Here is a 25,855-nt window from a genome sequence, read left to right on the forward strand (position 1 = left end):
CAATCCTTAGGAAGACCTCATGACGTTCGTCAGCGCGGTCGTGCGTCCCCCGGCGGAGGCGCGCGGCGGGCTCCTCCGGTGGCCCACCGACGGCATCTCCTACGGCGGCGACTACAACCCCGAGCAGTGGCCGCGCGAGGTGTGGGACGAGGACGTGCGGCTCATGCGGGAGGCCGGCGTCGACCTGGTGAGCCTCGGCGTGTTCGCCTGGGGCACCGTCGAGACCTCGGACGGCGTGCGGGACTGGTCGTGGCTCGACGACGCCGTCGACCTGCTCCACCGCAACGGCATCGCCGTCGACCTCGCCACCCCGACGGCGGCGCCGCCGAACTGGCTGCTGACGGCCCACCCGGAGATCACCCCGGTCCTCGCCGACGGGTTCCGCGAGCCGCCCGGCGGGCGGCTCGCATGGTGCCCGGCGTCACCGACGTACCGGCACTACGCGCTGCGGCACGTCGAGGAGCTGGCGCGCCGGTACGGGCGGCACCCGGCGGTCCGCCTGTGGCATGTGGGAAACGAGTTCGGCGGCGGCAACGCGCGCTGCTACTGCGACGTGTCCGCGAGCGCGTTCCGCGACTGGCTCACTCACCGCTACGGCACGCTCGACGCGGTCAACGCGGCCTGGGGGACGGCGCAATGGGGCCACCGGTACGGCGAGTGGGAGGAGATCCTGCCGCCGCGCGGGCGCCACGGCGCCCCGAACCCCGGGCTGTTCCTCGACTACGAGCGCTACTCGTCGGACGCGCTGCTCGCGCACTACGTCGCCGAGCGAGAGGTCGTCGAGCGGCACTCGTCCGTGCCCGTGACGACGAATCTCATGGTGGGCGCCGGCGCGCAGATCGTCGACTACGCCTCCTGGGCGCCGCACGTCGACGTGGTCGCCAACGACCACTACACACTGGTGGACGACCCCGACCGCGAGGAGGACCTCGCCTTCGCCGGCGACCGCATGCGGGGCCTGTCCCGCGACCGGGCCCCCTGGCTGCTCATGGAGCACTCGACAGGCGGACCGAGCTGGCAGCAGCGCAACCGCGCCAAGGACCCCGGCGAGATCGCGCGCAACGCGATCGGACACGTCGCCCGCGGCGCCGACGGCGTCCTGTTCTTCCAGTGGCGCGCGTCGCGCGCGGGCGCCGAGCAGTTCCACTCCGCGATGCTCCCGCACAGCGGGACGCGCTCGCGGATCTGGCGCGAAGTCGTCGACCTCGGCGGCCGTCTGCGGGCGCTGGCCGAGGTCCGCGGTACGCGGGTCGAGCCCGCCCGGGTCGCCCTGGTCGTCGACGACGTCGCCGGCTGGGCCCTGCAGCACGGCCTCAAGCCGCACCGCGGGCTGCGCTACGGCCACGAGCTGCGGGCCTGGCACCGGGCGCTGTGGGAGCGGCAGGTGCTGTGCGACGTCATACCGCCGTCCGGCGACTTCGACGGGTACGACCTCGTGATCGTCCCCACGCTCCTCGTGGTCGACGACGATGCGGCGGCCCGGCTGAGCGCGGTGCCGGCACGCGGAGGGACGCTCGTCGTGACGTACCTGTCGGGCATCTGCGCTCCCGATGGGCAGGTGCGGCCGGGAGCCTTCCCGGCCGCGTTCCGCGACGTGCTCGGCGCCTGGTCGGACGAGTTCTACCCGCTTCAGGTGGGGGAGAGCGCCGGGCTCGACGACGGCACCGCGGTCGAGGACTGGACCGAGCGGATCTATCTGGAGGAAGCCGAGGCGATGGTCAGCTATACGACGGGCCCGCTCGCCGGCGGCCCGGCCGTGACCCGGCGGCACGTGGGCGGGGGCGCAGCCTGGTACGTCGGCGCGGCCCTGCCGCGGGACGGTGTCGACCGCGTCGTCGACCGGCTGATCGCCGAGGCGGGGATCGCGCGCACCGTGGTCGGGCCGCCGGGGGTGGAGGCCGTCCGGCGGTCCGGCGACGACCGCTCGTATCTCTTCCTGATCAACCACACGCCCCGAGCCCACACGGTCGACGCCTCCGGGTTCGACCTGTGGTCCGGGACCGTGGCCGGTCCCTCGGTCCTGCTCGGCCCGGGCGGGATCAGGGTGCTGCGCGAGCCGTAGCCACGACGCCGGCCTGCGGGCGGCGGACCGACGGCCGGGCCGCACGTCGAGGAAGCCGCACGCAGGCGGGGACCTGTCCGCGGTCAGCGGGCCCATGCCGGCCGCGCCGGCGGCTACACACGCGTCGCACGCACCAGGACCAGCCGCTCCGGATACAGCGCCGGCGCCTGCAGTCCGGCCTCCGCGAGTACGGAGCCGGGAAGTTCCAGGCCCTCGGCCGTCCACCAGGGAAGGCGCAGGCCCCAGTGGTGTGCGTTGCCGTCCGGCACATCGCCGGGGGCCTGGGGGCGCACCCGGTAGACGGCGTCCGGGTCCAGGCCCGGCAGCCGCACCGGGCCCGTGGGATACAGCTCGGACGTGCCGACGGCGACCAGCGCGTAGATCGCCTCGGACCCGTCCTCGGCGACCACTCCGTGCAGCTGGTACGCCGGATCGGGGTGGTCGCCGTGCACCGCCGTCCCGGAGTGCAGCAGTGGCCGCAGTTCCTTGTACAGGGCCACCCAGCGAGCCAGGCGTTCCCGTTCCTCCGGCGCGGCGGAGGTCAGGTCCCACTCGATGCCGAAGTGCCCGAACAGGGCGGTGCCGGCGCGGAAGTCGAGCGGGTGGCTGCGACCGGTCGTGTGGGACACGGGCGAGCCGACATGCGTACCCATCAGCTCCAGCGGGGCGAGGACGTTGGTCCACCGCTGGATCTGCTGCCGTTCCAGGGCGTCGATGCAGTCCGACACCCACACCCGGTCCGTGCGCTCCAGGATGCCGAGGTCGACCCGCCCGCCGCCCGAGGAACAGGACTCGATCTCCACACCCGGGTGCCGGGAACGCAGCTCGTCCAGCAGCCGGTAGACGGCCGCGGTCTGATCGTGGACGCCGGCCCGCCCCACGGGCTGGTGCCCTGCCTCGACGAGGTCGCGGTTGTGGTCCCATTTCAGGTAGGAGACGGGGTAGGCGGTCAGCAGGTCGTCCAGTCGGCCAAGGATGTACGCGTACGCCTCGGGCCGAGCCAGGTCCAGGACCTGCTGGCTGCGGGCGGCGCCGGGCAGCCGGCCGCCGGTGGCCATGATCCAGTCGGGGTGGGCGCGGGCGAGGTCGGAGTCCTCGTTGATCATCTCCGGTTCCACCCAGAGCCCGAACTCCATGCCGAGGGCGGTGACGTGGTCCGTCAGCGGGCTGAGCCCCTCGGGCCAGACCTCCTCGGAGACGTACCAGTCGCCGAGCGCCCGGCGGTCGTCGCGCCGTGCGCCGAACCAGCCGTCGTCCAGGACGAATCGCTCCGCCCCCACCGCGGCCGCCGTGTCCGCGAGCCGCTTGAGCCGGTCCAGGTCCTGATCGAAGTAGACCGCTTCCCAGGTGTTGACGACCACGGGCCTGGGCGAGGACGGGTGGTGCGGGCGGGCCCGCAGATACCGGTGGAAGCGTGCGGACACCTCGTCCAGGCCCCGTCCGTACGCACCGTACTGCCAGGGTGTGGAGTAGCTCTCGTCCGGCCCGAGCAGCACCTCGCCGGAGAGCAGGAGTTCACCGGAGCCGAGCAGCGCGACGGAGTGGTAGGTGCGCTCGGCGAGGGTGCGGTGATTGCCCGACCAGGCCGTGTGCACGGCCCACACCTCGCCGGTGCGGTTGCCGAAGCCCGCGGTCCCGGCCGCGAGCAGGAAGGCCGCGTCGAAGCCGGTGCGGCCCGTACGGTTCTCCCGCACCCGCAGGCCCTGCGTGAACGTGGTGCGCTGGGGGCTGCGTTCACGCAGGTGGTGACCGGTGAAGTCGAGGAGCTCCACGGCGGCGGGCGGAACGGGCAGCATGAGGCTGACCGCGTCCACGGCGAACGGGGTGTCCGCCAGATTGGTGACGGTGGCGCGCTGGCGCACCAGCCCCTGGGGCGTCAGCTCGATCGTCAGCACCAGGCCGAGGGCCGCCACCGTGTCGCGTGCGTGGACCACGAGGGTGCCGGGGCGGTCACCGTCACCGCGCTCCTCGACGGCGAGTTCGGTACCGGTGACGCGGAAGGCGGACGAGAAGTCCGCTCGGCCGCGGTTGCCCACCAGGCCCGGCGTGCCGAGCCATCCCGCCGACTGCTCGGGCAGCACGGAGACCTCGACGGGCCGGTCGACGGAGAAGCCGATCGGCTGGCGCAGCGACGCCAGCCGCAGCGCCCGAAGGTGCGCCGCGGACAGTTCTCCCGGATCGGCTCCCCAGTGCAGAACGCGGGGGAGGGTGCCCCCGGACAGGTCCAGGACCAGAGCGGCGCCCGCGGCGCGCAGACTGACGAGATCAGGTGCGGAGTTGAGGGAATCGGCCGGCACAGTGGCGCCTCCTCGGAGTGGATGTTCACGGGGTGGTTGACTTAGTTAACTCAGTGACGTAACAATCTGGCCGAGCCTATCGGCCACGTCCGGAAGACACGAGAGTCCGGCGATGACGGATGTCCCAGCCGCAGGCCAGTGATCCGACGGGAGTGAACATGGCGCGTACGACCCTGCACGAGGGCTGGCTGCTGAGCGCGAAGCGCGGCCCGGTGCCGGAGGCCGTCCGCGGGCGCGCCGTGCCCGCCGCCGTGCCCGGCAGCGTGCATCTCGACCTCATGGCCGCCGACCTCATACCCGATCCGTACCTCGACCGGGTCGAGGAGGAACTGGCATGGATGCACCGGACCGACTGGCAGTACCGACTCACCTTCGAGGCCGCGGCCGCGCGGGCGGGGGAACGTGTGGACCTGGTCTTCGAGGGCCTGGACACCGTCGCGGCCATCACCCTCAACGGTCATCCGATCGGCACGACCGCCAACATGCACCGCAGCCACCGCTTCGACGTCCGCGCGCAGCTGGCCGACGGCGCGAACGAACTCACCGTGGACCTCGCCTCCGCTCTGGAGTACGCCGAGACCACCGAAGCGGCGCTCGGCCGTCGCGAGCACGTGAACCTCCATCCGTTCAACATGGTGCGCAAGATGGCGTGCAGCTTCGGCTGGGACTGGGGCCCCGACCTGCAGACGGCCGGCATCTGGAAACCCGTCCGCCTGGAACGCTGGCGCACGGCGCGGCTCGACCGCGTCCGGCCCCTGGTGAGCGTGGCGGCCGACGGCACCGGCGTCGTGGAGGTGCACGCGGACGTCGAACGGGCCGCGGCGAACACGCCGGAGCTGGTCCTCACCGCCGAGGCCGGCGGACACCGGGCGCGCACGGTGCTCGCCGCCGGTGACGGCACCGCCGTACTGCGGCTCACCGTGCCCGACGCCAGGCTGTGGTGGCCCGCCGGATACGGCGACCAGCCCCTGTACGACCTCCGCGTCACCCTCGCCGCGGCCGAGCGGCCCGAAGAGCCCCTGGACACCGTCGACCGGCGCGTGGGCTTCCGGAACATCACCGTCGACACCACACCCGACGAGACCGGCACCCCGTTCACCTTCGTCGTCAACGGCACCCGCGTCTTCGCCAAGGGAGCCAACTGGATCCCCGACGACCACTTCCTGACCCGCATCACCCGCGAACGCCTCGAACGCCGCGTCGACCAGGCACGCGCCGCCCACATGAACATGCTGCGCGTGTGGGGCGGCGGCATCTACGAGACCGACGACTTCTACGACGTGTGCGACGAACGCGGCATGCTCGTCTGGCAGGACTTCGCCTTCGCCTGCGCCGCCTACCCCGAGGAGGAGCCGCTGCGGGGCGAGGTCGAGGCCGAGGCCCGCGAGAACGTCGCCCGCCTGGCCGGACACCCAAGCCTGGCCCTGTGGAACGGCGGCAACGAGAACCTCTGGGGCTACGCCGACTGGGGCTGGCCCGAGCAGCTGGCCGGCCGCACCTGGGGACTCGGCTACTACACCGGCCTGCTGCCGCGGATCGTCGCCGACCTCGACCCGACCACGCCGTACGCCGACGGCAGCCCCTTCACCCCGGGCGCGCCGGTCGGCGGCATCCACCCCAACGACGAGAACCACGGCACGCGCCACGAGTGGGAGGTGTGGAACCGGATCGACTACAGCGCCTACCGCGACCACATCGCGCGCTTCTGCTCCGAATTCGGCTTCCAGGGCCCGCCCACCTGGGCCACCCTCACCCGCTGGATCCACGACGAGCCGCTCAGCCCGACCTCGCCCGCGTTCCTGCTTCACCAGAAGGCGGAGGACGGCAACGGCAAGCTCGACCGCGGCCTGGCCCCGCACCTGCCCACCCCGGGCTCCTTCACGGACTGGCACTGGGCGACTCAGCTCAACCAGGCCCGCGCTGTCGCCTTCGGCGTCGAGCACTTCCGCTCCTGGTGGCCCCGGACGGCCGGAACCCTGGTGTGGCAGCTCAACGACTGCTGGCCGGTCACCTCCTGGGCCGCCGTCGACAGCGACGAGCGCCCCAAGCCGCTGTGGTACGCGCTGCGCAAGGCATACGCCCCGCGCATGCTGACCTTCCAGCCCCGTAACGGCAGGCTCGTGGCCGCCGCGGTCAACGACACCGACGAGGTCTGGAGCGGACGCCTGGTGCTGGAGCGCCGGACGCTCCAGGGCGTCGTACGGGCCGATGCTAAGGTCGACCTCCGGGTCGGGCCCCGATCGGTGGTCCTTGTGCAGCCGGACGACGCCCTGGTCACACCGGACGAGGTCAGGCAGGAGGTACTCGTGGCATCGTCGGAGGGCGTACGTGCCGTCCACACCTTCTGCGAGGACCGCGACCTCGCCTACCGGTCCGACGCACTCACGGCCCGGGCGCACGCGGTGCCGGGCGGCTACCGCGTCGACGTGCGGGCCGCCTCCTTCGCCCGCGACATCGCCGTCCTGGCCGACCGCGTCGCCCAGGACGCCGTCGTCGACGACATGCTCGTCACCCTGCTGCCGGGCGAGACCCATTCCTTCCATGTCCGCACCAGCCACACCCTGGACCCGGCCGTCCTGACCGCCGCGCCGGTGCTGCGTTCCGTCAACAGCCTCTGCCACGCCACACCGGAGATCGGATGACCCCTGCCCACCACGACCGCTCCCAGCCGGGAGCCCTGGGGCTCGTCCTCGCGCGCTCGACCCGCCTGCTCGGCGTGGAGCCGTTCTTCATGGAGTTCATCACCGGGATGGAGGAATGCCTGGTGACGCGTGACATGTCGGTGTTGCTCCATGTGGTCCCCACCTATGAGGAGGAGATCGCCGCATACCGCCGGTGGGCCGAGGGAGGTCTGGTCGACGCGGTGGCGGTGGTCAACCTCACCGAGAGCGACCGCAGGCCGGCCGTCCTGCGCAAGCTGGGTCTGCCGGCGGTCCTCGTCGGCACCAGGCGGGACGACCCCTGGCTGCCGACCGTGCGCACCGACCACGGCGGCCCCGTCCGCGACGCCGTGGCCCGGCTCGCCGAACTCGGCCATCGTGTCATCGCCCGCGTCACGGGACCGCGGTCCCTGCTGCACACCCAGGTTCGTACCGCGGCCCAGGAGGAGGCATGCCGGGAGGCGGGCGTCAAGGCGGTGGTCGTCGAGGGCGACTACACGGCCGAGGCCGGGACCCGGCTCACCACCGAACTGCTCAGGCGGGCATCCCGGCCCACGGGGATCCTCTACGACAACGACGTGATGGCGATCGCCGGGCTGGCCGCGGCGAAGGACCTGGGTCTGGAGGTCCCGGCCGACCTGTCACTGATCGCCTGGGACGACTCCACTCTGTGCCGGCTGGCCTCACCGCCGTTGAGCACCATGACCGTCGACGTACACCGCTTCGGTGTGGAGGTCGCCGAAGCGGCCCTGGAGCACATCGACGGACGTCCCGCCGCCGAACGCTGGTCCCCGGCGGCCCACTTCGTCCACCGCGGCACGACGGGTCCCGCGCCTTCCTGATGACCGCAGGGCGCCGGCTGCGCGGTCCTCGGCTCGGTGAAGGAGTGCGGTCCACCCTTCCAGGGAGCGCATCACCCGCGGCATGTCCCGTGCCGCAGAGGTGACGATGCGCAGCCCGAAGGCGCGCCGGCCGGCGTCGGCCCGGCGGTGGCCCAGTGACCGCCACAAACACCAGGTGGCAGCTGCGAGTTGGCTGCGCAGCACGCCGGCGAACGCCGGGACGTCCGCCGGACCGCCCGGCCCGCCGTGGTCGAGATATGCGGTGAGCAGTGGCCGGACCGCGCGGGGCTCGCCGTCGGCCGCGGGGCCGTCGAAAGGGGTGGCGAACCGGAAGGCGACGTTCGGGAGCGCGATGCGGGCCGCCTGTCCGGCCGACGGCAGGACAGGCGAGCACGGGTCACGGGTAGATGAAACGGTCGGAGGGGTCGGGGCGGGGGGTGCGGCGGCCGCGCAGGCCGAACGACCCGCGCACCAACCGCCCGACGCGCTCCAGGCCCTTCCGGTCGTGACGGTGGGTGACCACAGTGCCGCCGAGCGCGGGGAATCCGGCTGCTGTGACGGCGTCGAAGGTGACGGTCTCGGGCGTCTCGAACGACAGGCCCGCGTACATGCGCCGCGCCCAGGCATCGTGCCCGGATTCGCTCGGATGCTGGCCGCGCCACGCACCGTCCTTGCCGCGCAGGAATCCCGCCATCGTCTCGGCGGCGTCCCGGGCGCCGAGGAAGCGCTCGGGGGCGAACACTTCCTCGACGAACGATCCGGCCAGTTGCCGAGGGAGCGGCGTGGCGGTGATGGCATTGAAGAAGACGAACGGCGTACCGAGGTCGCGCAGCACGGCGGCCAGGGAACCCGCCTGCGAGGCCAGCCGCCAGCTCTGCTCGACCGGCGAGACGGCGCTCCTGCGGTAGGCGGCGACCAGCCGGTCGAGGCCGCGCAGGTCGTAGTAGTGGCCGGGCAGGATCTGGCGGTATCCGTCCGCCACGTAGAACTCCCGCCGGGCCGGGTGCGACCAGCCGATGACGACCATCAGCGCGCCGGCGGGAAGCCCGGCCCGCTGCCACCGGGCGAGGAACTCGATCGTGGTGCGCACGATCCGGTCGTTCGAACCGCTGGGAACGCCGTCGTTGTGGACGCCCACCGCTCCGGCCAGTTCCGCGAGCCGGTTCGGCCAGGCATGGGTCCAGCGGTAGCGGTCGTTGTCGCACACCTTGGTGCGCGGGTCGTCGTGCAGTTCGGAACCGTACGTCAGGGAACAGCCGTTGGCGTAGAGGTACATCTGGTTTCCCCCAATCCCACCGTGGGAGTCAGGCGCCGGTGAGCGGGCGCAGATCCGTGGACGCGGTGCGTGCGCACGCGGTCAGAACAGCGGCACGCCGTACGCGTGCTGGAACCGGAGGGCGTCCGGCCAGGTGTTCACCAGCGGCTCCCCCTTGACGTTGAGGCTCGTGTTGAGCAGCACCGGGCAGCCGGTGAGCCGGTCGAACTCCTGGATGACCCGGGCGATGACCGAGCCGTCCGTGGGCCGGACGGTCTGGACGCGGCTGGTGCCGTCCACGTGGCAGACCCCGGGGAAGTCCTCGGGGGCACGGCAGCGCAGCACGTACTGCATGTACGGCGTCTCCGGGAGGTACGTCTCGAAATAGTGGTGCGCCCGGTCGGCGAGCACCACCGGCGCGAAGGGCCTGAACTTCTGACGGCGCTTGATCTCGTTGACCCGGTCCTTGACGCCCGGCGAACGCGGGTCGGCGAGCAGGCTGCGGTTGCCCAGCGCCCTGGGACCGTACTCGGCCCGGCCGTTGGCCAGACCGACCACGTGGCCCGCGGCGAGGGCCTGCGCCACCGCCGTGGCATCGACGTGCCGCCGGATGTCGTGCCCGAGATAGGGACCCGGCCAGGGTACGAACTCGCCGGTGCGGGCCAGGGCCGCGCCGACAGCCGACCCGGCGTCGCCCGGGTTCGGCGGTATCCAGATGTCGTCGAAGAGGCCGAGCGACGCCAGTTTCCCGTTGAAGAGGCAGTTCAGGGCCACGCCTCCGCTGTAGACGAGGTTGCGCGACGGCACATGGGCGGCCACCCACCGGAAAAGGCCCTCCAGGAATTCCTCGGTCACCGCCTGGACGCTGCTGGCCAGATGCTCGGGCTCCGTGATCTCCGGATGCCAGCCGGTCAGGCCACGGTGCAGATTCCTGCGCAGCCGGAAATCCGGGGGGCGCGCGGGCGCCACCAGCTCCCGGTTGATCAGGTCTTTGTACTTCGGTTCCCCGTACGCCGCCATGCCCATGAGGATGTATTCCTCCTCGTTGGGTTTCAGGCCGACCCGCTGTGTCATCGCCGAATACAGCAGTCCCACACTGTGGGGATAGCGCACGGAATGGACCTTGCGGAGCGTGGTGCCGCGGGCGTGCCAGACGGTCAGCGTCTCCCATTCGCCGATCGCGTCCACCACGACCAGAGCGGCGTCCCGGAAGGGGGAGCAGAAATACGCCCCCGAGGCGTGCGAGCGGTGGTGCGAGACATATCGGACCGGAATGCCGCGGAGCGGGGCGAAGGAATCCAGGTGCCTGCGCACGCCGGTTTCCCGCAGGGCCGGGAGCTGCCCGGCACGCAGCCGCCTGGACAGCTTCAGCCAAGGGTGCTCGAAGTGGACGATCTCGGTCACGTCGTCGGCGTAGCCGAGCGCGTCGTCGATGAGGGCGTTGTTGAGCAGCGGGTCGTTCTTGCTGCGGCTGTATCTTTCGCTGTGCGCCGCGAATACGATTTCCCCGTCCTGGACCACCGCCACCGCCGCATCGTGCGACAGTGCGCTGACTCCGAGTGTAGATACCACCGGCGGCGCCCCCAAGGCAATCGTTCGAATCTGCTGTCAAAATATTAATGCTTTCGTGCTAACGTCGGCGGCGTTGCCGACCGGGTATCCGCGTCACACCGCTCCCGGCGACTGCTCCTCACACGAAAGGTCGACCATGCCCGACAGTGGAGTGCCGTTCTTCGATCTGCAGGCGTCACAGCCTCTGGCGGAGCTGACAGCGGCGGTGCAGACCGTACTGGCCTCCGGCCGTTTCGTCGGCGGCCCGGAAGTCGAATCGTTCGAGCGTGAATTCGCTGAATTCACCGGTGCCCGGGAATGCGTGGGCGTCTCCAGCGGCACCAGCGCGCTGCAGGCGGCGCTGCTCGCGTGCGGCGTCGGCCCCGGCGACGAGGTCATCACGTCCGCGGCCACCTTCGTGGCGACGGTGGCGGCGATCGTCCACACCGGCGCGACACCGGTCTTCGTGGACATCGACGTACGGACGCGCACGCTGTGCCCCGACCGGCTGGCCGACGCGGTGACCCCCAGGACCCGTGCGGTGATACCCGTTGACCTGTACGGTCACCCGGCCGACGCGGACGCGATCCGCCGGGTCGCGGACCGCTTCGGCCTCGCGGTCGTGGCGGACGCCGCCCAAGCGCACGGCGCCGTCTACCGGGGCCGCCGGGTCGGCACACTGGCGGACGCCACGTGCTTCAGCTTCTATCCGTCCAAGAACCTCGGCGCCCTCGGCGACGCGGGGGCGGTCACCACCGACGCCCCGCACATCGCGGCGCGCATACGCCAGATGCGCGACCACGGCCGCGGCTCCTCGCGTGACTCCTACGCCGTCGCGGGACACAACTGGCGGCTGGACGCCGTACAGGCGGCCGCCCTGCGGGTGAAGCTGCGGTACCTGGAGGAGTGGGTAGGAGCCCGCCGCACGATCGCCGGGTGGTACGGCCGCGAACTGGACGGCTGCGGCGTGCTGCTGCCCCGGTCCTCCGCCGACGTCGAGCACGCCTACCACCTCTTTGTGGTGCAGCACGGCGAACGCGACGTCCTGCGCGAAGCGTTGGCCGCCGCGGGAATCGCCACCCAGGTCCACTACCCGCGAGCGGTCCACCAACTGGGGCCCTTCGCCCGCTACGCACCGCGCGAACCCGGTTGCCTCGGCGGAGCGGAGCAACTTGCCCGGGAGTGCCTCTCCCTGCCGCTGTACCCGGGCATGACGCCCGCTCAGGTCAGGAGGGTCGGGGAGGCGGTCCTGGAGGCTTTGCCGGCCTGATCGGTGCGCGGGGTGCCGGTCCCCGGCCGCCGACCGTGCGGGCGGCGCGCCCGCGCCGGTTCCGGGCGTGCTCACGGTGCCTCCCGGCGGCTCAGCTCGAGCCGGCTGGCGGACACCGCGCCGGTGGCCTCGTCCACCACCACCTCCAGCGGGGCCGGCCGGCTCAGGAAGCCGATGAGGCTCGCCGTGAGCCCGTAGGCGCCCACGTTGGGGAAGACCACGGTGTCCCCGGAGCGGTAGGTGCCCGCCGGCGCCTCCCGTCCGAGCACGTCGGCCGGCGTGCACAGCGGTCCGACCAGCGTGGCGGTGGAGGTGCCGACCGGCGGCGCCCCAACGGGCAGGGCCGCGGGGCGGACGAACCTGCCGAGCCCCGCCATCCCTCCCAGGTGGTTGATGCCGGAGTCGAGCAGCACGAACTCGGCTGCTCCGGCCCGTTTCGTCTCCAGCACGGTGCACACCAGGCTTCCCGCGTCCGCAGTGAGGTACCGCCCGGACTCGAAGCAGACGACGGGGTCGCCGTCCCTCCACCCCGGTAGGTGCTCGTCGAGCGCGATCTCCAGCCGCCGGCGCAGGGTCGGGTAGCGGGGCCGGTCACCGGGGCGCGCGTAGGGCGCCGCGAAGCCGCCGCCGAGGTCGACGTCGGTCACCGGTGTCCGGCGGCGGATCTGCGCTGCCTGGGTGATGCTGGCGAGGAACGCCGTGAACAGCGCGTCCTCGTCACGGGCGCCGCTGCCGGGGAAGAAGTGCAGGCCCGTGACGCTGGGCGACTCCAGCAGATCCTGGGAGGGCTCGGTGCCGAACTGGCTCGCCCCTCCCGTCATCCTCAGGCCCACCGCCCCCGCCGAACCGCCGTTCACCCGCAGCAGGCACTCGACGCGCGCTCCCCGTTGTGCCGCGGCGGCGCGGACCCGTTCGAGATCGGCCTCCGACTCCACCGAGAAGCGGAACACTCCCTGGCCGAGGGCCGCCGTGATCTCGGCGGGGCTCTTCGCGGGACCGGTGTAGAAACACTCGGCGCCGCTGAAGCCGGCCTCCCTCGCCACTGCCAGCTCCCCTTGCGAGCTGACCTCGGCATGGCAGCCGCCCTGCCGCAACACGCCGGCGATGCGCGCGTGGGGGTTGGCCTTCAACGAGTAGTACAGCCTGCTCGGTTGCGGCAACGCGGCCCGCAGGTCGCGCAGCGCGGCGGCCACGCGGTCGAGCCGGTAGACGTACAGCGGGGTGCCGAAGCGCGCGGCGAGTGCGCTGGTCGTGTGCGTCACGCGCACTCCTCGGCCAGGGAACGAAGGGCGGAGCGGTCGATCTTCCCGTTCACCCCGCGGGGCAGCGAGCCGAGGACACGGACCGACCCGGGGACCTTGGCCGGTTCGAGCATGCTCCGCAGGGCGCGCCGCACCTCGTCGGCGGTCACCTCACCCGCGACGTACAGGGCCGCGCGGCCGCTCCGGGCCGGCGGCACCGCTCCTGCCTCCACCACGCCGGGGACCTGCCGCGCCGCCCGTTCGATCTCCAGCAGGCCCGTGCGCACACCGTTCGACTTGAAGCGGTCGTCGCGGCGGCCCTCGAAGTACAGATATCCCGCCGTGTCCAGGTGACCGTAGTCGCCGGTGTGCAAGGACCGCTCCCCGCTGCGCGGGTGCGTACGGAAGACCGGCTCGGTCAGTTCCGGGCAGCGCCAGTACCCGGCCATCACGTGGGGGCCGCTGACGACGATCTCCCCCACCGCCAGCGGCGGTAGCGTCCGGCCGTCCTCACCGACGATGCGGATCTCCGTCCCCGGCAGGGCGCTTCCGACCGAGCCCGGACGTGTCAGGTCGCCGTCGGGTTCCATGACGGACACCCGCTTGCACTCGGTGGTCCCGAACATCAGCTGCACCTGCGCTCCGGGGAAGGCGGCCCGCAGCGCGGCGCAGTCCGCGGCGGTCAGTTCCTCGCCGGTGTTCGTGAACAGGCGCACCGGCGGCCGGGGACCGCCGCGCCCGGCGAGCCGGACGAGCATCGCCGCCAGGGCCGGCACCACGGGCACCACCGTGGCCCCGGCGCCACGGAGGGCGGGAAGCAGCCGCGCGTCGTCGCGCGGGCCTGCCAGGACGAGTTCGGCGCGGGCCTGCGCGGCGAGGAAGATCTGGTAAAGGCCGTAGTCGAAGGACAGCGGCATCCGGTTGAACACCACGTCCTGTGCCCGGTAGCGCAGCCGGCCGGCGATCGAGGACGTCGCGAAGAGGACGGGGCCGTGTGGGCACATCACCGCCTTGGGTCGTGCGGTGCTGCCGGAGGTGTACATCAGCAGCGCCACGTCCCCGGTACGGACCCGGGTCCCGGGCGGACTCCCGCCACCGGCTGCCGGACCCGCGCAGACGCTCTCCAGGGGCTGGGCGGGCCAGGGCGCCGAGTCCCAGGGATTCTCCCTGCTCGTGACGACCAGCGAGGGTTCCGAGTCGGCGAGGATGTGGCGCCGCTCGTCGGCCCGCAGGGCCGGGTTGAGAGGGACGAAGGCCGCACCGATGCGGGAGCAGGCGTAGAGGAGCGCGGGCAGTCGCCGGTCCGGCACCGCGTCTGCGACGACCCGGTCGCCGCGGCCGACGCCGTGCCGGGCGAGCCGCCAGGACGCCGCGCGGCTCAGCCGGTCCAACTGGGCGTAGGAGAGGGCCGATTGGCTGTCGCGCACCGCTGTGGCCCCGGGGCTCGCGGCGGCTGCCGCGTCGAGCAGGTCGTGGATCGCCTCCACCGTCCGGATGCTCCTCTCGTTGTCGCGTTCCGGGGTGCGATGCGCGGCCCGGTGCCCCCGGGGGACCGCGGAGCCGCGGGCGCGGTCCGGCTGCCGGACCGGCCGGCGGCCCTTGACACGGCGGCGCCTGATCCGGCGGGCGCCGGCCCGGACTCCGTTCACCCGGCGGCCGTCCGCCGCCGGGCCCCGGCGCCGGGCGCCGCGGACTCGTAGGCCGCCAGCAGGCCTTCGGTGACGAAGTCGCGCACGTGGTAGTGGAACGGATCGCCGATCCGCACGCCCCCGATCGTCAGGCGCAACGCGTCGTCGAAGGAGTGGTCGACGTGGTCCCGCCACTCCCGCGCGGTGGGCGGGACATGGCTCCAGCCCTGAAGACAGGCCTTCATGTGGACGAAGCGCGGGTAGCCGGGCACCGCGCTGGCCGCCTCGGTCTCCAGGCCCGTGTCGCGCAGCGCTATCAGAAAGGCGCAGTCCGAGGAGAAGGGCACGTCCGGACGGCCGAAGTGGCGTGTCACGGCGTGCGCCCAGTCCTCCTGGTTGCGTTGCATGGCGGTGAACATCGCCTCGGCCCTGGCCCCTTTCCTGAAGTACAGGAAGCCGTTGTGGAGGTCGGGCAGGCCGGCCGCGTACAGGTCGGTGCGCAGGGGGTTGTCCCGGATCGGTTCGCCGCGGTAGGTGACTGCCGTGCCGCCCACGATGTCGCGTGCCGCCAGGTCGTCCCACCACGAGGACACGTCGTCGAAGAACAGCATGTCCGCGTCGAGGGTGACGGTCTGTTCGTACGGCGTGAGGTCGTAGAACTTGGTGAAGGTGTCGACCCGCCAGGCCGGGTCGACGTGCGGCGGGCGCTCGTCGGGGACCGTGATGACATGGTCGAAGGCGTCACGGTAGGCGTGGGGGAGAGGCTGTCCTGCCGGGACGACGACGCTGAGCCGGTTGACGGCGCCCTGGGTGCGCCTGATGGACAGGGCGAGGCAGTAGGCCATCCTCAGGTAGTCGGTCCCGCCGCTGTTGAAGGCGTGTGTGAGGTATCCCCGCATGGTGTGTGTCAGCTCCGCTCTCAGTTCGGGCGTACGGCGGTTCGGCGTGCCAGGGCTTCGAAGGTCTCCGTGCGCCGGTCGCCGAACGGGGCGACCACGATTTCGGAGGCTCCCGCCGCGATGCGCTCCTCCATCGCCGACAGGACGTCGCGGACCGTGCCGACGGCGGCCACCTCCCGCACCAGGCCGATGGGGACCAGGCGCGCCGCTTCGCGCAGCTCACCGGTGGTGGCCGGCCAGCCGAGGGTTCTGCGCAGGCGCGTGACGAGTTCCGGATCGGCGCCGCTGTGCGCCGCGATGTGCGGCTGCTGGACGAGATAGCGCGTGAGGACCACGCGCATCGCGTTCACCGCCGCCCCGGGGTCGTCGTCGTCCACCGCGCAGGCGACAAGCTGGGGCATGTCCAGCGGCGCCGGGGACGACTGCCGGGCCGTCAGCGCTCCGGGGGCCGTCCGGGAGAGGTAGCCGGCGGGCAGGAAGAAGTCCAGGAGCACGCCGTCCGCGATGCGGGCGGCGAGCTCGAGCATCCGCGGTCCGACGGCGGCGAGGTAGACCGGAACGGGATACGTGGCGCCCGCCTCGTCCTCCACGCCGTCGAACCTGATCTCCTCCACGTCGACGTACTTCCCGTGGCAGGTCGCCGTCCCTCCGGCGAACAGCGTCCGGAGAACCGCGACGACCTCCTCCATGGCGGTCAGCGGGCTCGCGGTGTGCACCCCGGCCCGGGAGGCGATGGGCTCCCACCACGCGCCCAGCCCCAGCCGGACCCGGCCGGGTGCGAGCTGGTGCAGCGTCTTCCACGTCATCGCCAGGACGGCCACGTTGCGTGTCCTGAAGGGGACGATCCCGCTGGACAGGTAGCAGTGGCGGGTCGCGGAGGCGGCGAGCGCCAACTGTGTCACGGCGTCGCGGCGCAGCCGGCCCTCGCCGACCCACAGCCCTCGGTAGCCCAGTTCCTCCAGCCGCACCGCGTCACCGGCCACCTCGGACACCCGGGCGGTGGACAGCGTGGCGGACATCGGCAGCGCCAGTCGGGCGGTCACCGGCTCCACTCTCCTTCGTGACGAGGCGCGGGCGCCGGTGCGGGCAGGGGGCGGGAGCACAGCATCAGCAGCTGGCCTTCGTGGGGCCGGCTGCGCAGTTCACCGGAGTGGTAGCCCACGGTGAGCTGCCGGTCGACGCCGATCCCCGCCGACTCGATCAGGGAGCGGAAGGTCCGGTGGGTGAACCCGTGGAAGTAGCCGCGCAGCCGGCGCCCGCCGTTGCGGGTCGTGTAGAGCTTGTCGGCGGGCTCCAGCCGCGGGTCGACCAGCGACTTGCCGACGTCCCACCAGGTGCCCGGCAGCGACCGCCGGTAGCCTGCGGGCTCCCCGCGGTGCAGGATGTTGATCGCGTCGATGACGAGGCGCCCGCCGGGTTTCAGGACGCGGTGCATCTCGCGCAGCGCCTGCTGCCGCTCCGCCTGCGACGTCAGGTAGCAGAAGGAGAAGAAGAGGCACACCACGAGGTCGAACCGGGCGTCGGGGAAGGGCATACCGGTCAGCGGCGCGTTGACCACCTGCGCGAAGCCGCCGTTCCGCTCGGCCAGCGCGCACATGTTCCGGCTCATGTCCAGGCCGCAGGCGCGCGCCGCCGGCAGGCGGGTGGCCAGCCTGCCCCACCGGGTGCCCGTGCCGCAGGCCGCGTCCAGCACCTCGAGTGCGGCGCCGTCGGGCCGCGGGGGGACCCACTCCCCGACGAGCGTGTCGACGGCGTCGTTGTACCGCAGCCGCCGGCGTACGACGGTGGCGTCGTACTCCCCGGCGATGGCCTCGAACCTGGCCCGGACGACCGCGTCCCGGAACTCCTTGGCGCGCGTCACGGCCGCACCACCGAACCGCGGGGTGCCCGGTGCCCGGTCAGCACCGTGTGCGCCGCGCGCTCCAGGCTCCGCCGCGTCAGCCCTCCGTGGCGGATCAGGTAGCCGGCCACCGAGCCGTGGGCGCGCTCCACGCCGAGCAGCAGCTCGCGCATGGTCGCGGCCGCCGTGGCCATCCCCGCCGTCCGGGCCCGCTCGTCCGGGCGGCCGGCCCACGGCGGGGTGGCTCCCGCGGCGACGCTGCGGCGGTGGAGCCGGGCGGTCAGCGCGTGGTCCCGCGCCACGTCGGCGACCCGGACCCCGAGCGCGCGCAGCACGAGGCCGCACACCACCGACGTACGGTCCTTGCCCAGGGTGCAGCACACCACCACGGGAGCGCCCGCGGGGGCGGCGAGCAGGTCGACCACCGCGACCGCCACCGGGGCCGCGACCGGCAGCATGGAGCGGTAGTAGGCGAGGTAGTGCCGTGGACCGGGCGCCGGGACGCCGCGCAGGACCGCCCGGCTCACCTGCACGGGGTGGTGCACCGTCGACGTGTGACCCCCGGTGAGGGGCCGGGCAGCGCGTTCTGCCGGGTCCCGGAGGTCGACGACCGTGCCCGGGCGGCAGGCCGCCGAGACGGCGGTGACGCCCGCGGCCGACGCGCGCAGGAGCACGCGGCCCCGCACGCTCAGGCCTCCCGCGCCGCGAAGACCGGCCATGTCCCGTGCGTTGCCCGCGTCGCTGACCACACGGCTGCCGCCGGCCCGCTGCCGGTTCACGACCGGACCGTCCTCTGCCCGGACCACGGGCGGTAGCCGAGCACCTGCCGGACCACCGAGGTCGCGTAGCCCCCGGAGGCCAGGAAGAAGCTCAGTGTGGCGCGGAATCTGCCGGGATGCGCCTCGTCGGAGGCACTGTCCTGGACGTCGATCACCGTCTGGAGCACGGTGGGACGCTCGGAGACGCCGCGTGTGATGCCGGCGGGCGTGAGCGCGTAGCGGTCGTACGGAAGGCTGCTCCTGGCGGACAGCAGACGTGCCGCGTCCTCGGCGCCGTGCAGCCACCGGTATTCGAGACCGTCGACGTACGTCGGGTAGTGCGACTCCCGGAAGTGCGCGGCCACCTGTTCCATGAGGACCGCGTTCCACTCGTGCGAGGCGTGCGCGGCCAGGTAGAAGGAACTTCTGCGGGGGTCCTCGGCCCGGAAGTAGTCCCCCGGGTCGCCCGTCCACGCCGCCGCGCCGCGGCTCTCCGGCGCGTTGAGCCGCACGACCTCGCCGAGGGCGGTCTCCCAGTCCCCTTCCAGCAGCGCGCGTCCGACGAGGTGGGTACGTTTCGGCCCGGTGGGCACCCCGAAGCGCTGGGTGTCGTAGTAGTTGAGCGTGAAGGCGTTCATCCGGCGCTGCGCGGCGAGCGACGCGACGTGGTCGCCGTGCAGGTTGCGCACCACGATGCGGAAGCTGTTGCCGGGCAGGGCGCCGATCCGCAGCGGCGTGCTGCCGTACCCGTAGTGGCGGGCCGTCATCCAGGAGTCCCCGGCCGCGTGACGGAACTCCGGGGCCGTCCCGAAGGAGCCGGCCGGGACGGCGAGGAACTGCTCGGTGACGCCGTCCTCGTCCTTGCGCCCGGCGTAGGTGACCTGGCTGCTGCCCACCCGGCAGGCGGCGGCGAGCAGCTCCACCGCCTCGGTCGTCGTCAGGCCGCGCTTGCGGACCGTCAGGTACTGGAAGGGGGCGTCGGCGCTGTCCGTCAGTTCGAGCACCAGGGCCTCACGGACCAGGAAGTCCTCGGGGACGTGCTTGATGACAGGCGCTGGATCCTGTGTCACGGCGACTCCTGGAGTGGGGGGATGCGGGTGCGTGCGGTGCGCGGCCGGCCGGTTCGCCTCACCGGCTCGCCGCCGGCTCGATGCGTGCCCCCAGGCCGGTCAGGGAGCCGAGGAAGTCGGCGTAGCCGCGCGCCAGGTGGCCGAGGCCGCCGATCACCGTCCGGCCGGGCACCGCCAGGGCGGCGAGGACCAGCACGGCGGCGGCGCGCAGGTCACCGGCGTGCAGGACGTCGTCGGTCGGGGTGGGCCGCCACGGTCCGCGGGCGGTGAGGAAGCGGCCGTCGCGCCGCAGGTCGGCCCCCACCTTGCGCAGTTCGTCCGCGTAGCCCAGCCGCCCCGGCCAGACGGTCTCCTCCAGCCGCGAGACGCCGTCGGCCATGCAGCTGAGAAGGGCGAGGAAGGGCTGGCTGTCGCTGTACGCCCCGTGCGAGCCGATCACCACGGTGACGGGGCGGAGGGTGCCCTGCGGACGGACGACCACCGCGTCGGCCGACACCTCGGCCCGCAGCCCCATCTGGTCCAGCACGGCGAACTCCGGCGACAGCGCGGCGACTGCGCGGTCCATCCCCGCTCCCACCACCCGCAGGCCGTCCGGGCAGGCCACGACTGCGGCGGATATCCAGGTGACCACCTCGATCAGGTCGGGCAGCAACCGGTGCCGGGTGTCCCGGGTCAGGGCGTCCGGTCCGCCGCTGACAACCACGGTCCCGGGCTCGGGAGAGTCCGTCGTGGCGCCCATCGCGGCCAGCACGTCGATCATGTCGGTGACGTCGGGCTTCGGGTAGAGGTTGCGCAGTACGGTCGTGCCCTCGGCGGCCGCCGCGGCCAGCAGGGCGAACTTCGACGCCCCCGAGTAGCGCGGTCCTGTGGCGCGCGCACGGTCGTCGGTGAAGTCGAGCAGGTCGATGTGGCATCCGCGCAGCCGCCGGGCTGACGCGGCGAGCCCGCCGTCCGGCAGGACGTGCGCCTGTGCGCCGAAGCGTTCCAGGACCTCGGCGTAGTGCCGGACGGGCCTCGAACCGCCGTCCGCGCCGCCGATCCGGCAACCGCCGGCCGGCGGCATCCGCACCGCGCCGGTGTGGGCGAGCACCGCGGGGGCGAGGTAGACCGACCCGTGCACCGCGGCGACGTCCGCGGGAGCGAACTCCCCGGCCGCGGCGAAGTCGCCGCGGGCCACGGTCAGGTGGTCCCCGGTGCGCTCGACGCGGCGTCCCGCGCTCTCGATCAGCCGGGCCAGGACCTCCGACTCGGCGATGCGGGGCACGTTCTCCAGGCGTATCTCGCCGGTCCCCATGCAGGCCATCGCCAGCGCCGTCACCAGCGAGTGCTTGAACCCGGGGACGACGACGGTGCCGCCCAGAGGACGGCCACCGTGCAGCACCGAGAGACCGGCACGCCCGCTCAACGGTCCACCCCCTCGGTGGTGGGCGCCGCGTCGCCGCTGCGGCCCAGCAGGTGCACCAGGTCGGCGACGTCCGGCTCCCGGAGCGTGAGGTCCTTGATGACGGCCTGACCGGACACCGCGGTGACGACCTGGGCCGCGGAGATGTCCTGGGTGCGGAACTTCAGGGTCTGCCGAGGGCCGTCCACGGCGACCAGGCGCGCGCCGGGCACGTCGAGCGGATCGCGCACCTCGGTGAGGTCGACGACCATGGTCCGCTCCAGGCGGTGCGCGTCGAACAGGTCCTGGATCGGCCCGTCGCCCACGACCCGGCCCGCGGAGAGCAGGATCAGCCGCGAGCACATGTGTTCCAGGTCGTCCAGATCGTGGGTGGTGAGCAGGATGGTCACACCGCGCTCCCGGTTCATGACGGTCAGGAAGTCGCGGATCTTCTGCTTGGCGACCACGTCCAGACCGATCGTCGGCTCGTCGAGGAACAGCAGCTTCGGCCCGTGGATCATCGCGGCAGCCAGCTCGCCCCGGATGCGCTGGCCGAGGCTGAGTTGGCGCACCGGCGTACTCAGCAGGACGCCGAGGTCGAGGATGTCGACCAATTCGTCCAGGCGCCGGCGGTAGTCGCGCAGCTCGGTCCGGTAGATGTACCGGAGCTGCTCGAAGGAGTCGGCCAGCGGCAGGTCCCACCAGAGCTGGTTGCGCTGCCCGAACATCGCGCCCACCTGGTAGGCCACCGAGCGGTCACGGAACGGGTCGCGGCCGTCCAGTTCCACCCGGCCCCGCGTCGGGGTGAGGATGCCGGTGAGCAGCTTGATGGTCGTCGACTTGCCGGCCCCGTTCCCGCCGAGGTAGCCGACGAACTCCCCGGCTCCGATGCTGAAGTCCAGCTCCCGCACGGCGTGCACGACCGTGGACGTACGCCGCCAGCGGGAGGTCTTCTTGCGGACCGTGAAGTCCCGGGAAACGTCTTCCAGTCGGATCAGTGGCATGGCTCAGCCTCCCGCGCTGCGGTATCGCCTGATGGATGTCTGCCATACGGCGGTCGCCGCTGCGGCGGACGCCAGCGCGACCAGCGGGGGCAGGAACACCGCGGTGCTCGCCTCCCACCCCACGTCCTTGCCGAGGAGGTAGGCGACGGGGCCGTAGGAGACGAATCCCACCGGGACCACGAAGACCACCAGCCGCCGCAGCCAGGAGGAGTAGATGTCCAGGGGGTACTGGGCCAGGAACTGCATGCCGGTGCTGAACGTGTTGACGAACTCGCCCGCGCCGTCGACCAGGAAGGAGATGCAGGCGCCCACGACCCACACCGCCCCGAGGATCACCGCTCCGCCGAACACCGCGGACAGCAGGACCGCGGCACGTGCCGGTGTCCAGCTGACGTGCAGGAAGCCGCCGCAGAGCAGTACCGCGAGCACGATCGCCGCCTGGAGCAGCCGGCCGCACCGGCGGAACATGAAGTCGCTGGCCAGCAGTTGGAAGAACGCCGAACGCGGCCGCATGAGCAGGGAGTCGAAGGTGCCGTCGCGCACGAGCTGCGGAAGGGTGTCGAGGCTGCCGAGCACCATGTCGGTGATCGCGTAGGACAGCGCCGCCGACGCGTACAGCAGTGACACCTCGGCGGCGGACCACCCGCCGATCGAGTGGACGTTGTGGAACAGCACCAGGATCGCGGCGAAGTCGAGTGTGGTGAACAGGAACGTGCCTGCCACCGACAGCAGGAACCCCGTGCGGTACTGGGCCTGTGAGCGGACCTGGAGCCGGATCAGCCGCAGGTACACACCGACCGTGGACACCGGCGTCACCCTCCCTGCACGACGAGGCGGCGGCGACCCCGCGCGTAGACGATCCGGCCGCACGCGAGGAGCCCGACGGCCCAGGCGAGTTGGGTGGCCAGCCGCTGCACCGCTTCCCAGCCCTGCGCTGCGCCGGTGAAGATCTCGATGGGGGTCTGCACCATCCCGGGGAAGGGCGTCGCGACGGCGATCGCGTGCATCCAGCCGGGGAAGAAGCTGACCGGGACCACGAAGCCCGAGAAGAGGTTCGTGAGGATGACGGCGACGAGCGCCACGCCCCGGGGGTCGAGCAGCCAGAACGCGGTGAGGCCGTAGAGGAAGCGGAACAGGAAGCCGATGGCCACGGCGAGCACCAGACTGGCGGCGAACGCCGCCCACATGGCCGCGGACCCCGGGCAGACCAGGTCGAAGACGAGTGCGCCGATGGCGACGGGCGGGATTCCGCGGTAGAGGGTGTGGTAGGCCGCGCGCCCGTAGTCGGCGGCGAGGTACATCAGCTGCGGGTCGATCGGCCGCTGGAGGTCGGTGACGATGTCCCCGGACTGGATCCGCTGCGCGAACTCGCTGCTTCCGTAGATCTGGACGACCGTCATCAGTCCCTGGGTCAGCCAGACATAGGTGAGCGACTGCACCTGTGAGAAGCCGCCGACCACCGGCCGCTCGGCGAACACGGCTGTCATCACCGCGCTGCGCAGCAGGCCGAAGACCACGTTGGTGAACAGGCCGGCGAGCGCCGCCACCTGATAGCTCGAGTATTTTCGGAACTCGCCGCGGGCGATGTTCCAGTGCCGGTGCACGTCTCTTCTACTCCCGGTGCAGTAGGTCGTTGAGTCTCTCCAGCCGCCACGGTGCCGTTCCCTCCCGCGACGTCCAGCTGGTGACGCTGGCGTACCGGATCTCGGGTTCGGTGCCCTGGCCGGCCGCGTCACCGCCGAACAGCTTCAGCGACTCCCTGATCACGCCGCCGTGGGTCACCACGACCGTGGCCCGTCCCCGGTGCGCGCGTGCGATGCTCCGCAGGGCCCGGCGGGACCGCAGCGAGAAGCCCAGCCAGCTCTCCGCACCGGGCGCCACCGTCGTGTAGGCCGAGCGCACCTCCGGAAGGCCGGCTGCGGGGCTGCCGTCCGCCTGCCCCCAGTGCACATCGCACAGGTCGCACCGTTGCAGGACCGGCAGGGTCCCGTTTCCCACCGCCGGGGCGATGAGCTGCGCGGTCTCGACGGCGCGGGGCAGCAGGGACGCCAGCAGCATTTCGGCGTCGGCGAGTTCGCCGGTGGCCAGCAGGCTGTCGCGGAGCGCCGTCGCCTGCTCACGTCCACGGGCGGTCAGCCCGGTGCACCCCCGGTGGCCGCCGAGCACGCCTTCGACATTGGCGCGCGACTCGGCGTGGCGGATCAGCACCAGCCGGGTGCGCGGCGTGGAAGCCGGCATCAGGCGTCCCCGTCCACGAGCGGCCCGAGCGCGCGGACGATACTGGACACCGACTCGAAGACCTCCGGGGTGAGCTGGTCGTCCGGAATCAGGATGTCCAGCTCCTCCTCCAGGAGGACGATGAGTTCGACCAGCCCCGGTGAGTCCAGCCCCAGTTCCAGCAGCGGCTGGTCGGGGTGCACCTCGTCGCCGGGTTCCAGGAGTTTGGCGCACCGGCGTACCGCGCCGGTGACGACCGAGACCAGGTCCGCGGTGTCGCTCACGACCCACCCCCTTCGAAGGTGTGCTGATAGGCCCGTACGGTCAGGTGCCGGAAGAAGCGGTGGATCGAGTTGCGCGAAGCGCGCCCCGCCGTGATCTGCTCCACCGCCGCCGCGAAGGTCGGGCCGGACGTGCGGACGTCCACCGGCTCGCGCGGATCGACCAGTTCGGCGACCTTCTCCCGCAGCAGCGGGTTGCCGGTGAGCCAGCGCTCGACAGGCTTGTGGTCGTTCGAGCCGTTCTCCACCGGCAGCCGGGCCGGGGCGAGATCCGGGGCGTGGCGCTCGTACAGGCGGGAGTAGAAGCGGTTGCGCAGGTGCCATCGCGGCGGCAGCGACAGGGCGAACTCGGTCACCCCGACGTCCTCGAAGAGAGAGAAGTGCGGCAGCGTGCCGAACTGGTGGAACAGCCCGCAGCGCCGGACGGAGGGATTGGTGCAGTGGAACCAGAAGCCCTGCTTGCGCTGCAGGACGGAACCGCCGATCTCCGCGAGCTGGAGCCGGACAGCGGCGGTGATCCTCTCCGCGGCCCGGCCGCCGGCAGGTTCCAGCGCGCACATGCTGACCAGTTCGGCGGCCAGCCGCCCGTCGTCGTCGGGCCCGTGCGGGGCACGGGGGCCCCAGCCGCCCAGCAGGTGATCCCCGAGGTGCCCGGACATCAGGCCGGCCACCGGCGGCAGCGACCGCAGGAGGCCCTCCCGTCCGGTCAGGTACTTGCACCATTCGAGGTCGGCCATGGGCTGGTGGTCCACCGACCGCCCGAACAGGTTGGGAAAGCTCCGGTTTCCGCCCGGGAAGTGCAGTTCCAGGCCCAGCCGCTGTGCGACGGCGCCGGCGACGCGGGCGGCGTCCGACTGCGGTTCGCCGAAGAAGTAGGGAATGACGTCGATACCGGCCCGCCGGCACAGTACCGCGGTCAGCCGGGAGTCCATGCCCCCGCTCAGGCCGAGCAGGACGGTGCCGTTCGCTCCCAGTGCGCGGCGTACCCGGTCCGCCGAGGCGGTCAGGAGCGCCCAGCACTCGTCCACCGCGTCGTCGAGGTCCCGTTCCGGGCTGCCGCCGTCCATCGTGTATCGCCAGAACCGCTCGGCCTTCGCTCCGGCCGGCCGGAGAGTCAGCGTGCTGCCCGCCGCGAGCCGCCGCACCCCTGCGGCGAACGTCCTGCCGCCGACCACGAGACCGAGGGAGGTGAACTCCTCCGCGGCGGCGGTGTCCAGACGCCGTGCGGCGCCGGGCAGGCCCCGGACGAGGGCGGTGAAGGCGTTGCCGACCGCGAAGCGCGCGCCGTCGTGCCAGCAGTAGACGTCGTGGCTGCCCAGGTGGTCGGTGAAGGCCACGGCTGTCCGGTCCGCGGCGTTCACGTAGACCCCCGCGTAGCGCCCCCGGACCTGCTCCCAGCCCCGGCCTGCCGGGCCGCTTCTGCACAGGCGCAGGACGCCGTCGAGGTCAAGTCCGCTGTCCGGGTGGAGTGTGCCCTCGAAGACCAGCACGTCGCGGCCGGGCGTACCGAGGACCCGGGCCGCCTCGTCGACCACTGCCGACACACCCGGGATGCCCGCGAACTCCCCTGCGGGCTCGCTGCGTACGAGGAACACCGGC

Annotated in this window: 21 protein-coding genes; 4 read left to right on the plus strand and 17 right to left on the minus strand. The window is 72.5% G+C overall.

What is annotated here, in order from left to right:
- Nucleotides 1-19: 19 nt before the first annotated feature.
- Nucleotides 20-2,062: a beta-galactosidase gene (locus ACH4SE_RS17175; RefSeq protein WP_398544211.1), complete on the plus strand. Its 2,043-nt coding sequence runs from the start codon at nt 20-22 to the stop codon at nt 2,060-2,062.
- A gap of 113 nt (nt 2,063-2,175) precedes the next feature.
- Here the strand turns inward: ACH4SE_RS17175 and ACH4SE_RS17180 are convergent, their stop codons facing one another.
- A complete protein-coding gene (locus tag ACH4SE_RS17180) occupies nt 2,176-4,359 on the minus strand; it encodes an alpha-galactosidase (protein ID WP_398544212.1) in 2,184 nt (727 codons plus the stop codon).
- 158 nt (nt 4,360-4,517) lie between these two features.
- Between ACH4SE_RS17180 and ACH4SE_RS17185 the strand changes: the two genes are divergently transcribed.
- Together ACH4SE_RS17185 and ACH4SE_RS17190 are read left to right on the plus strand one after the other, a co-directional pair.
- The gene (locus ACH4SE_RS17185; RefSeq protein WP_398544213.1) at nt 4,518-7,001 is read left to right on the plus strand and encodes a glycoside hydrolase family 2 protein; all 2,484 of its coding nucleotides are present in this window, start codon (nt 4,518-4,520) and stop codon (nt 6,999-7,001) included.
- Nucleotides 6,998-7,861: a LacI family DNA-binding transcriptional regulator gene (locus ACH4SE_RS17190; protein WP_398544214.1), complete on the plus strand. Its 864-nt coding sequence runs from the start codon at nt 6,998-7,000 to the stop codon at nt 7,859-7,861. The genes ACH4SE_RS17185 and ACH4SE_RS17190 overlap by 4 nt, the downstream gene beginning before the upstream one ends.
- 397 nt (nt 7,862-8,258) lie before the next feature.
- Here the strand turns inward: ACH4SE_RS17190 and ACH4SE_RS17195 are convergent, their stop codons facing one another.
- Together ACH4SE_RS17195 and ACH4SE_RS17200 are read right to left on the minus strand one after the other, a co-directional pair.
- Complete coding sequence (locus ACH4SE_RS17195; RefSeq protein ID WP_398544215.1) at nt 8,259-9,137, minus strand: DUF6071 family protein; 879 nt, start codon at nt 9,135-9,137, stop codon at nt 8,259-8,261.
- A gap of 81 nt (nt 9,138-9,218) precedes the next feature.
- Nucleotides 9,219-10,643 (minus strand): carbamoyltransferase, encoded by a 1,425-nt coding sequence (locus tag ACH4SE_RS17200; RefSeq protein WP_398544216.1) that lies wholly within the window; start codon nt 10,641-10,643, stop codon nt 9,219-9,221.
- Between the two features lie 181 nt (nt 10,644-10,824).
- Here ACH4SE_RS17200 and ACH4SE_RS17205 point away from each other — a divergent pair, with 181 nt between their 5' ends.
- Nucleotides 10,825-11,937, plus strand: coding sequence for a DegT/DnrJ/EryC1/StrS family aminotransferase (locus ACH4SE_RS17205; RefSeq protein ID WP_398544217.1), 1,113 nt, complete (start codon nt 10,825-10,827; stop codon nt 11,935-11,937).
- A gap of 71 nt (nt 11,938-12,008) precedes the next feature.
- Here the strand turns inward: ACH4SE_RS17205 and ACH4SE_RS17210 are convergent, their stop codons facing one another.
- The 14 genes from ACH4SE_RS17210 to ACH4SE_RS17275 all read right to left on the minus strand — a co-directional run bounded on the left by ACH4SE_RS17210 (nt 12,009) and on the right by ACH4SE_RS17275 (nt 25,851).
- Entirely contained in the window at nt 12,009-13,199 is a 1,191-nt protein-coding gene (locus ACH4SE_RS17210; protein ID WP_398544218.1) for an alanine racemase, read from the minus strand.
- Nucleotides 13,196-14,665, minus strand: coding sequence for a class I adenylate-forming enzyme family protein (locus ACH4SE_RS17215; RefSeq protein WP_398544219.1), 1,470 nt, complete (start codon nt 14,663-14,665; stop codon nt 13,196-13,198). Before ACH4SE_RS17215 ends, ACH4SE_RS17210 begins: the two co-directional genes overlap by 4 nt.
- A gap of 158 nt (nt 14,666-14,823) precedes the next feature.
- Nucleotides 14,824-15,705: a hypothetical protein gene (locus ACH4SE_RS17220; protein WP_398544220.1), complete on the minus strand. Its 882-nt coding sequence runs from the start codon at nt 15,703-15,705 to the stop codon at nt 14,824-14,826.
- A gap of 20 nt (nt 15,706-15,725) precedes the next feature.
- Nucleotides 15,726-16,748 (minus strand): LLM class flavin-dependent oxidoreductase, encoded by a 1,023-nt coding sequence (locus ACH4SE_RS17225; RefSeq protein WP_398544221.1) that lies wholly within the window; start codon nt 16,746-16,748, stop codon nt 15,726-15,728.
- Complete coding sequence (locus tag ACH4SE_RS17230) at nt 16,745-17,566, minus strand: class I SAM-dependent methyltransferase (protein ID WP_398544222.1); 822 nt, start codon at nt 17,564-17,566, stop codon at nt 16,745-16,747. Before ACH4SE_RS17230 ends, ACH4SE_RS17225 begins: the two co-directional genes overlap by 4 nt.
- The gene (locus ACH4SE_RS17235; RefSeq protein ID WP_398544223.1) at nt 17,563-18,324 is read right to left on the minus strand and encodes a tyrosine-protein phosphatase; all 762 of its coding nucleotides are present in this window, start codon (nt 18,322-18,324) and stop codon (nt 17,563-17,565) included. Before ACH4SE_RS17235 ends, ACH4SE_RS17230 begins: the two co-directional genes overlap by 4 nt.
- On the minus strand, nt 18,321-19,373 hold the full coding sequence (gene truD, locus ACH4SE_RS17240) for a tRNA pseudouridine(13) synthase TruD (RefSeq protein ID WP_398544224.1): 1,053 nt from the start codon (nt 19,371-19,373) through the stop codon (nt 18,321-18,323). The genes ACH4SE_RS17235 and truD overlap by 4 nt, the downstream gene beginning before the upstream one ends.
- Before the next feature lie 58 nt (nt 19,374-19,431).
- Nucleotides 19,432-20,778: a hypothetical protein gene (locus tag ACH4SE_RS17245; protein ID WP_398544225.1), complete on the minus strand. Its 1,347-nt coding sequence runs from the start codon at nt 20,776-20,778 to the stop codon at nt 19,432-19,434.
- Entirely contained in the window at nt 20,775-21,758 is a 984-nt protein-coding gene (locus ACH4SE_RS17250; protein WP_398544226.1) for an ATP-binding cassette domain-containing protein, read from the minus strand. The genes ACH4SE_RS17245 and ACH4SE_RS17250 overlap by 4 nt, the downstream gene beginning before the upstream one ends.
- A gap of 3 nt (nt 21,759-21,761) precedes the next feature.
- The gene (locus tag ACH4SE_RS17255) at nt 21,762-22,565 is read right to left on the minus strand and encodes an ABC transporter permease (RefSeq protein ID WP_398544227.1); all 804 of its coding nucleotides are present in this window, start codon (nt 22,563-22,565) and stop codon (nt 21,762-21,764) included.
- A 5-nt stretch (nt 22,566-22,570) separates the two neighbouring features.
- The gene (locus ACH4SE_RS17260; RefSeq protein ID WP_398544228.1) at nt 22,571-23,362 is read right to left on the minus strand and encodes an ABC transporter permease; all 792 of its coding nucleotides are present in this window, start codon (nt 23,360-23,362) and stop codon (nt 22,571-22,573) included.
- A gap of 7 nt (nt 23,363-23,369) precedes the next feature.
- Nucleotides 23,370-23,996, minus strand: coding sequence for a histidine phosphatase family protein (locus ACH4SE_RS17265; RefSeq protein ID WP_398544229.1), 627 nt, complete (start codon nt 23,994-23,996; stop codon nt 23,370-23,372).
- Nucleotides 23,996-24,259: a phosphopantetheine-binding protein gene (locus tag ACH4SE_RS17270; RefSeq protein ID WP_398544230.1), complete on the minus strand. Its 264-nt coding sequence runs from the start codon at nt 24,257-24,259 to the stop codon at nt 23,996-23,998. The genes ACH4SE_RS17265 and ACH4SE_RS17270 overlap by 1 nt, the downstream gene beginning before the upstream one ends.
- Entirely contained in the window at nt 24,256-25,851 is a 1,596-nt protein-coding gene (locus ACH4SE_RS17275) for a hypothetical protein (RefSeq protein WP_398544231.1), read from the minus strand. Before ACH4SE_RS17275 ends, ACH4SE_RS17270 begins: the two co-directional genes overlap by 4 nt.
- Nucleotides 25,852-25,855: the final 4 nt, after the last annotated feature.

Origin of the sequence: Streptomyces sp. NPDC020983 (assembly GCF_044333485.1) — a bacterium.
GTDB lineage: Bacteria > Actinomycetota > Actinomycetes > Streptomycetales > Streptomycetaceae > Actinacidiphila.

Coding starts and splice junctions, on each gene's coding strand:
- ACH4SE_RS17175 (WP_398544211.1), top strand. CDS start 20: ATGACGTTCGTCAGCGCGGTCGTGCGTCCCCCGGCGGAGGCGCGCGGC.
- ACH4SE_RS17185 (WP_398544213.1), top strand. CDS start 4,518: ATGGCGCGTACGACCCTGCACGAGGGCTGGCTGCTGAGCGCGAAGCGC.
- ACH4SE_RS17190 (WP_398544214.1), top strand. CDS start 6,998: ATGACCCCTGCCCACCACGACCGCTCCCAGCCGGGAGCCCTGGGGCTC.
- ACH4SE_RS17195 (WP_398544215.1), bottom strand. CDS start 9,137: ATGTACCTCTACGCCAACGGCTGTTCCCTGACGTACGGTTCCGAACTG.
- ACH4SE_RS17205 (WP_398544217.1), top strand. CDS start 10,825: ATGCCCGACAGTGGAGTGCCGTTCTTCGATCTGCAGGCGTCACAGCCT.
- ACH4SE_RS17220 (WP_398544220.1), bottom strand. CDS start 15,705: ATGCGGGGATACCTCACACACGCCTTCAACAGCGGCGGGACCGACTAC.
- ACH4SE_RS17250 (WP_398544226.1), bottom strand. CDS start 21,758: ATGCCACTGATCCGACTGGAAGACGTTTCCCGGGACTTCACGGTCCGC.
- ACH4SE_RS17265 (WP_398544229.1), bottom strand. CDS start 23,996: ATGCCGGCTTCCACGCCGCGCACCCGGCTGGTGCTGATCCGCCACGCC.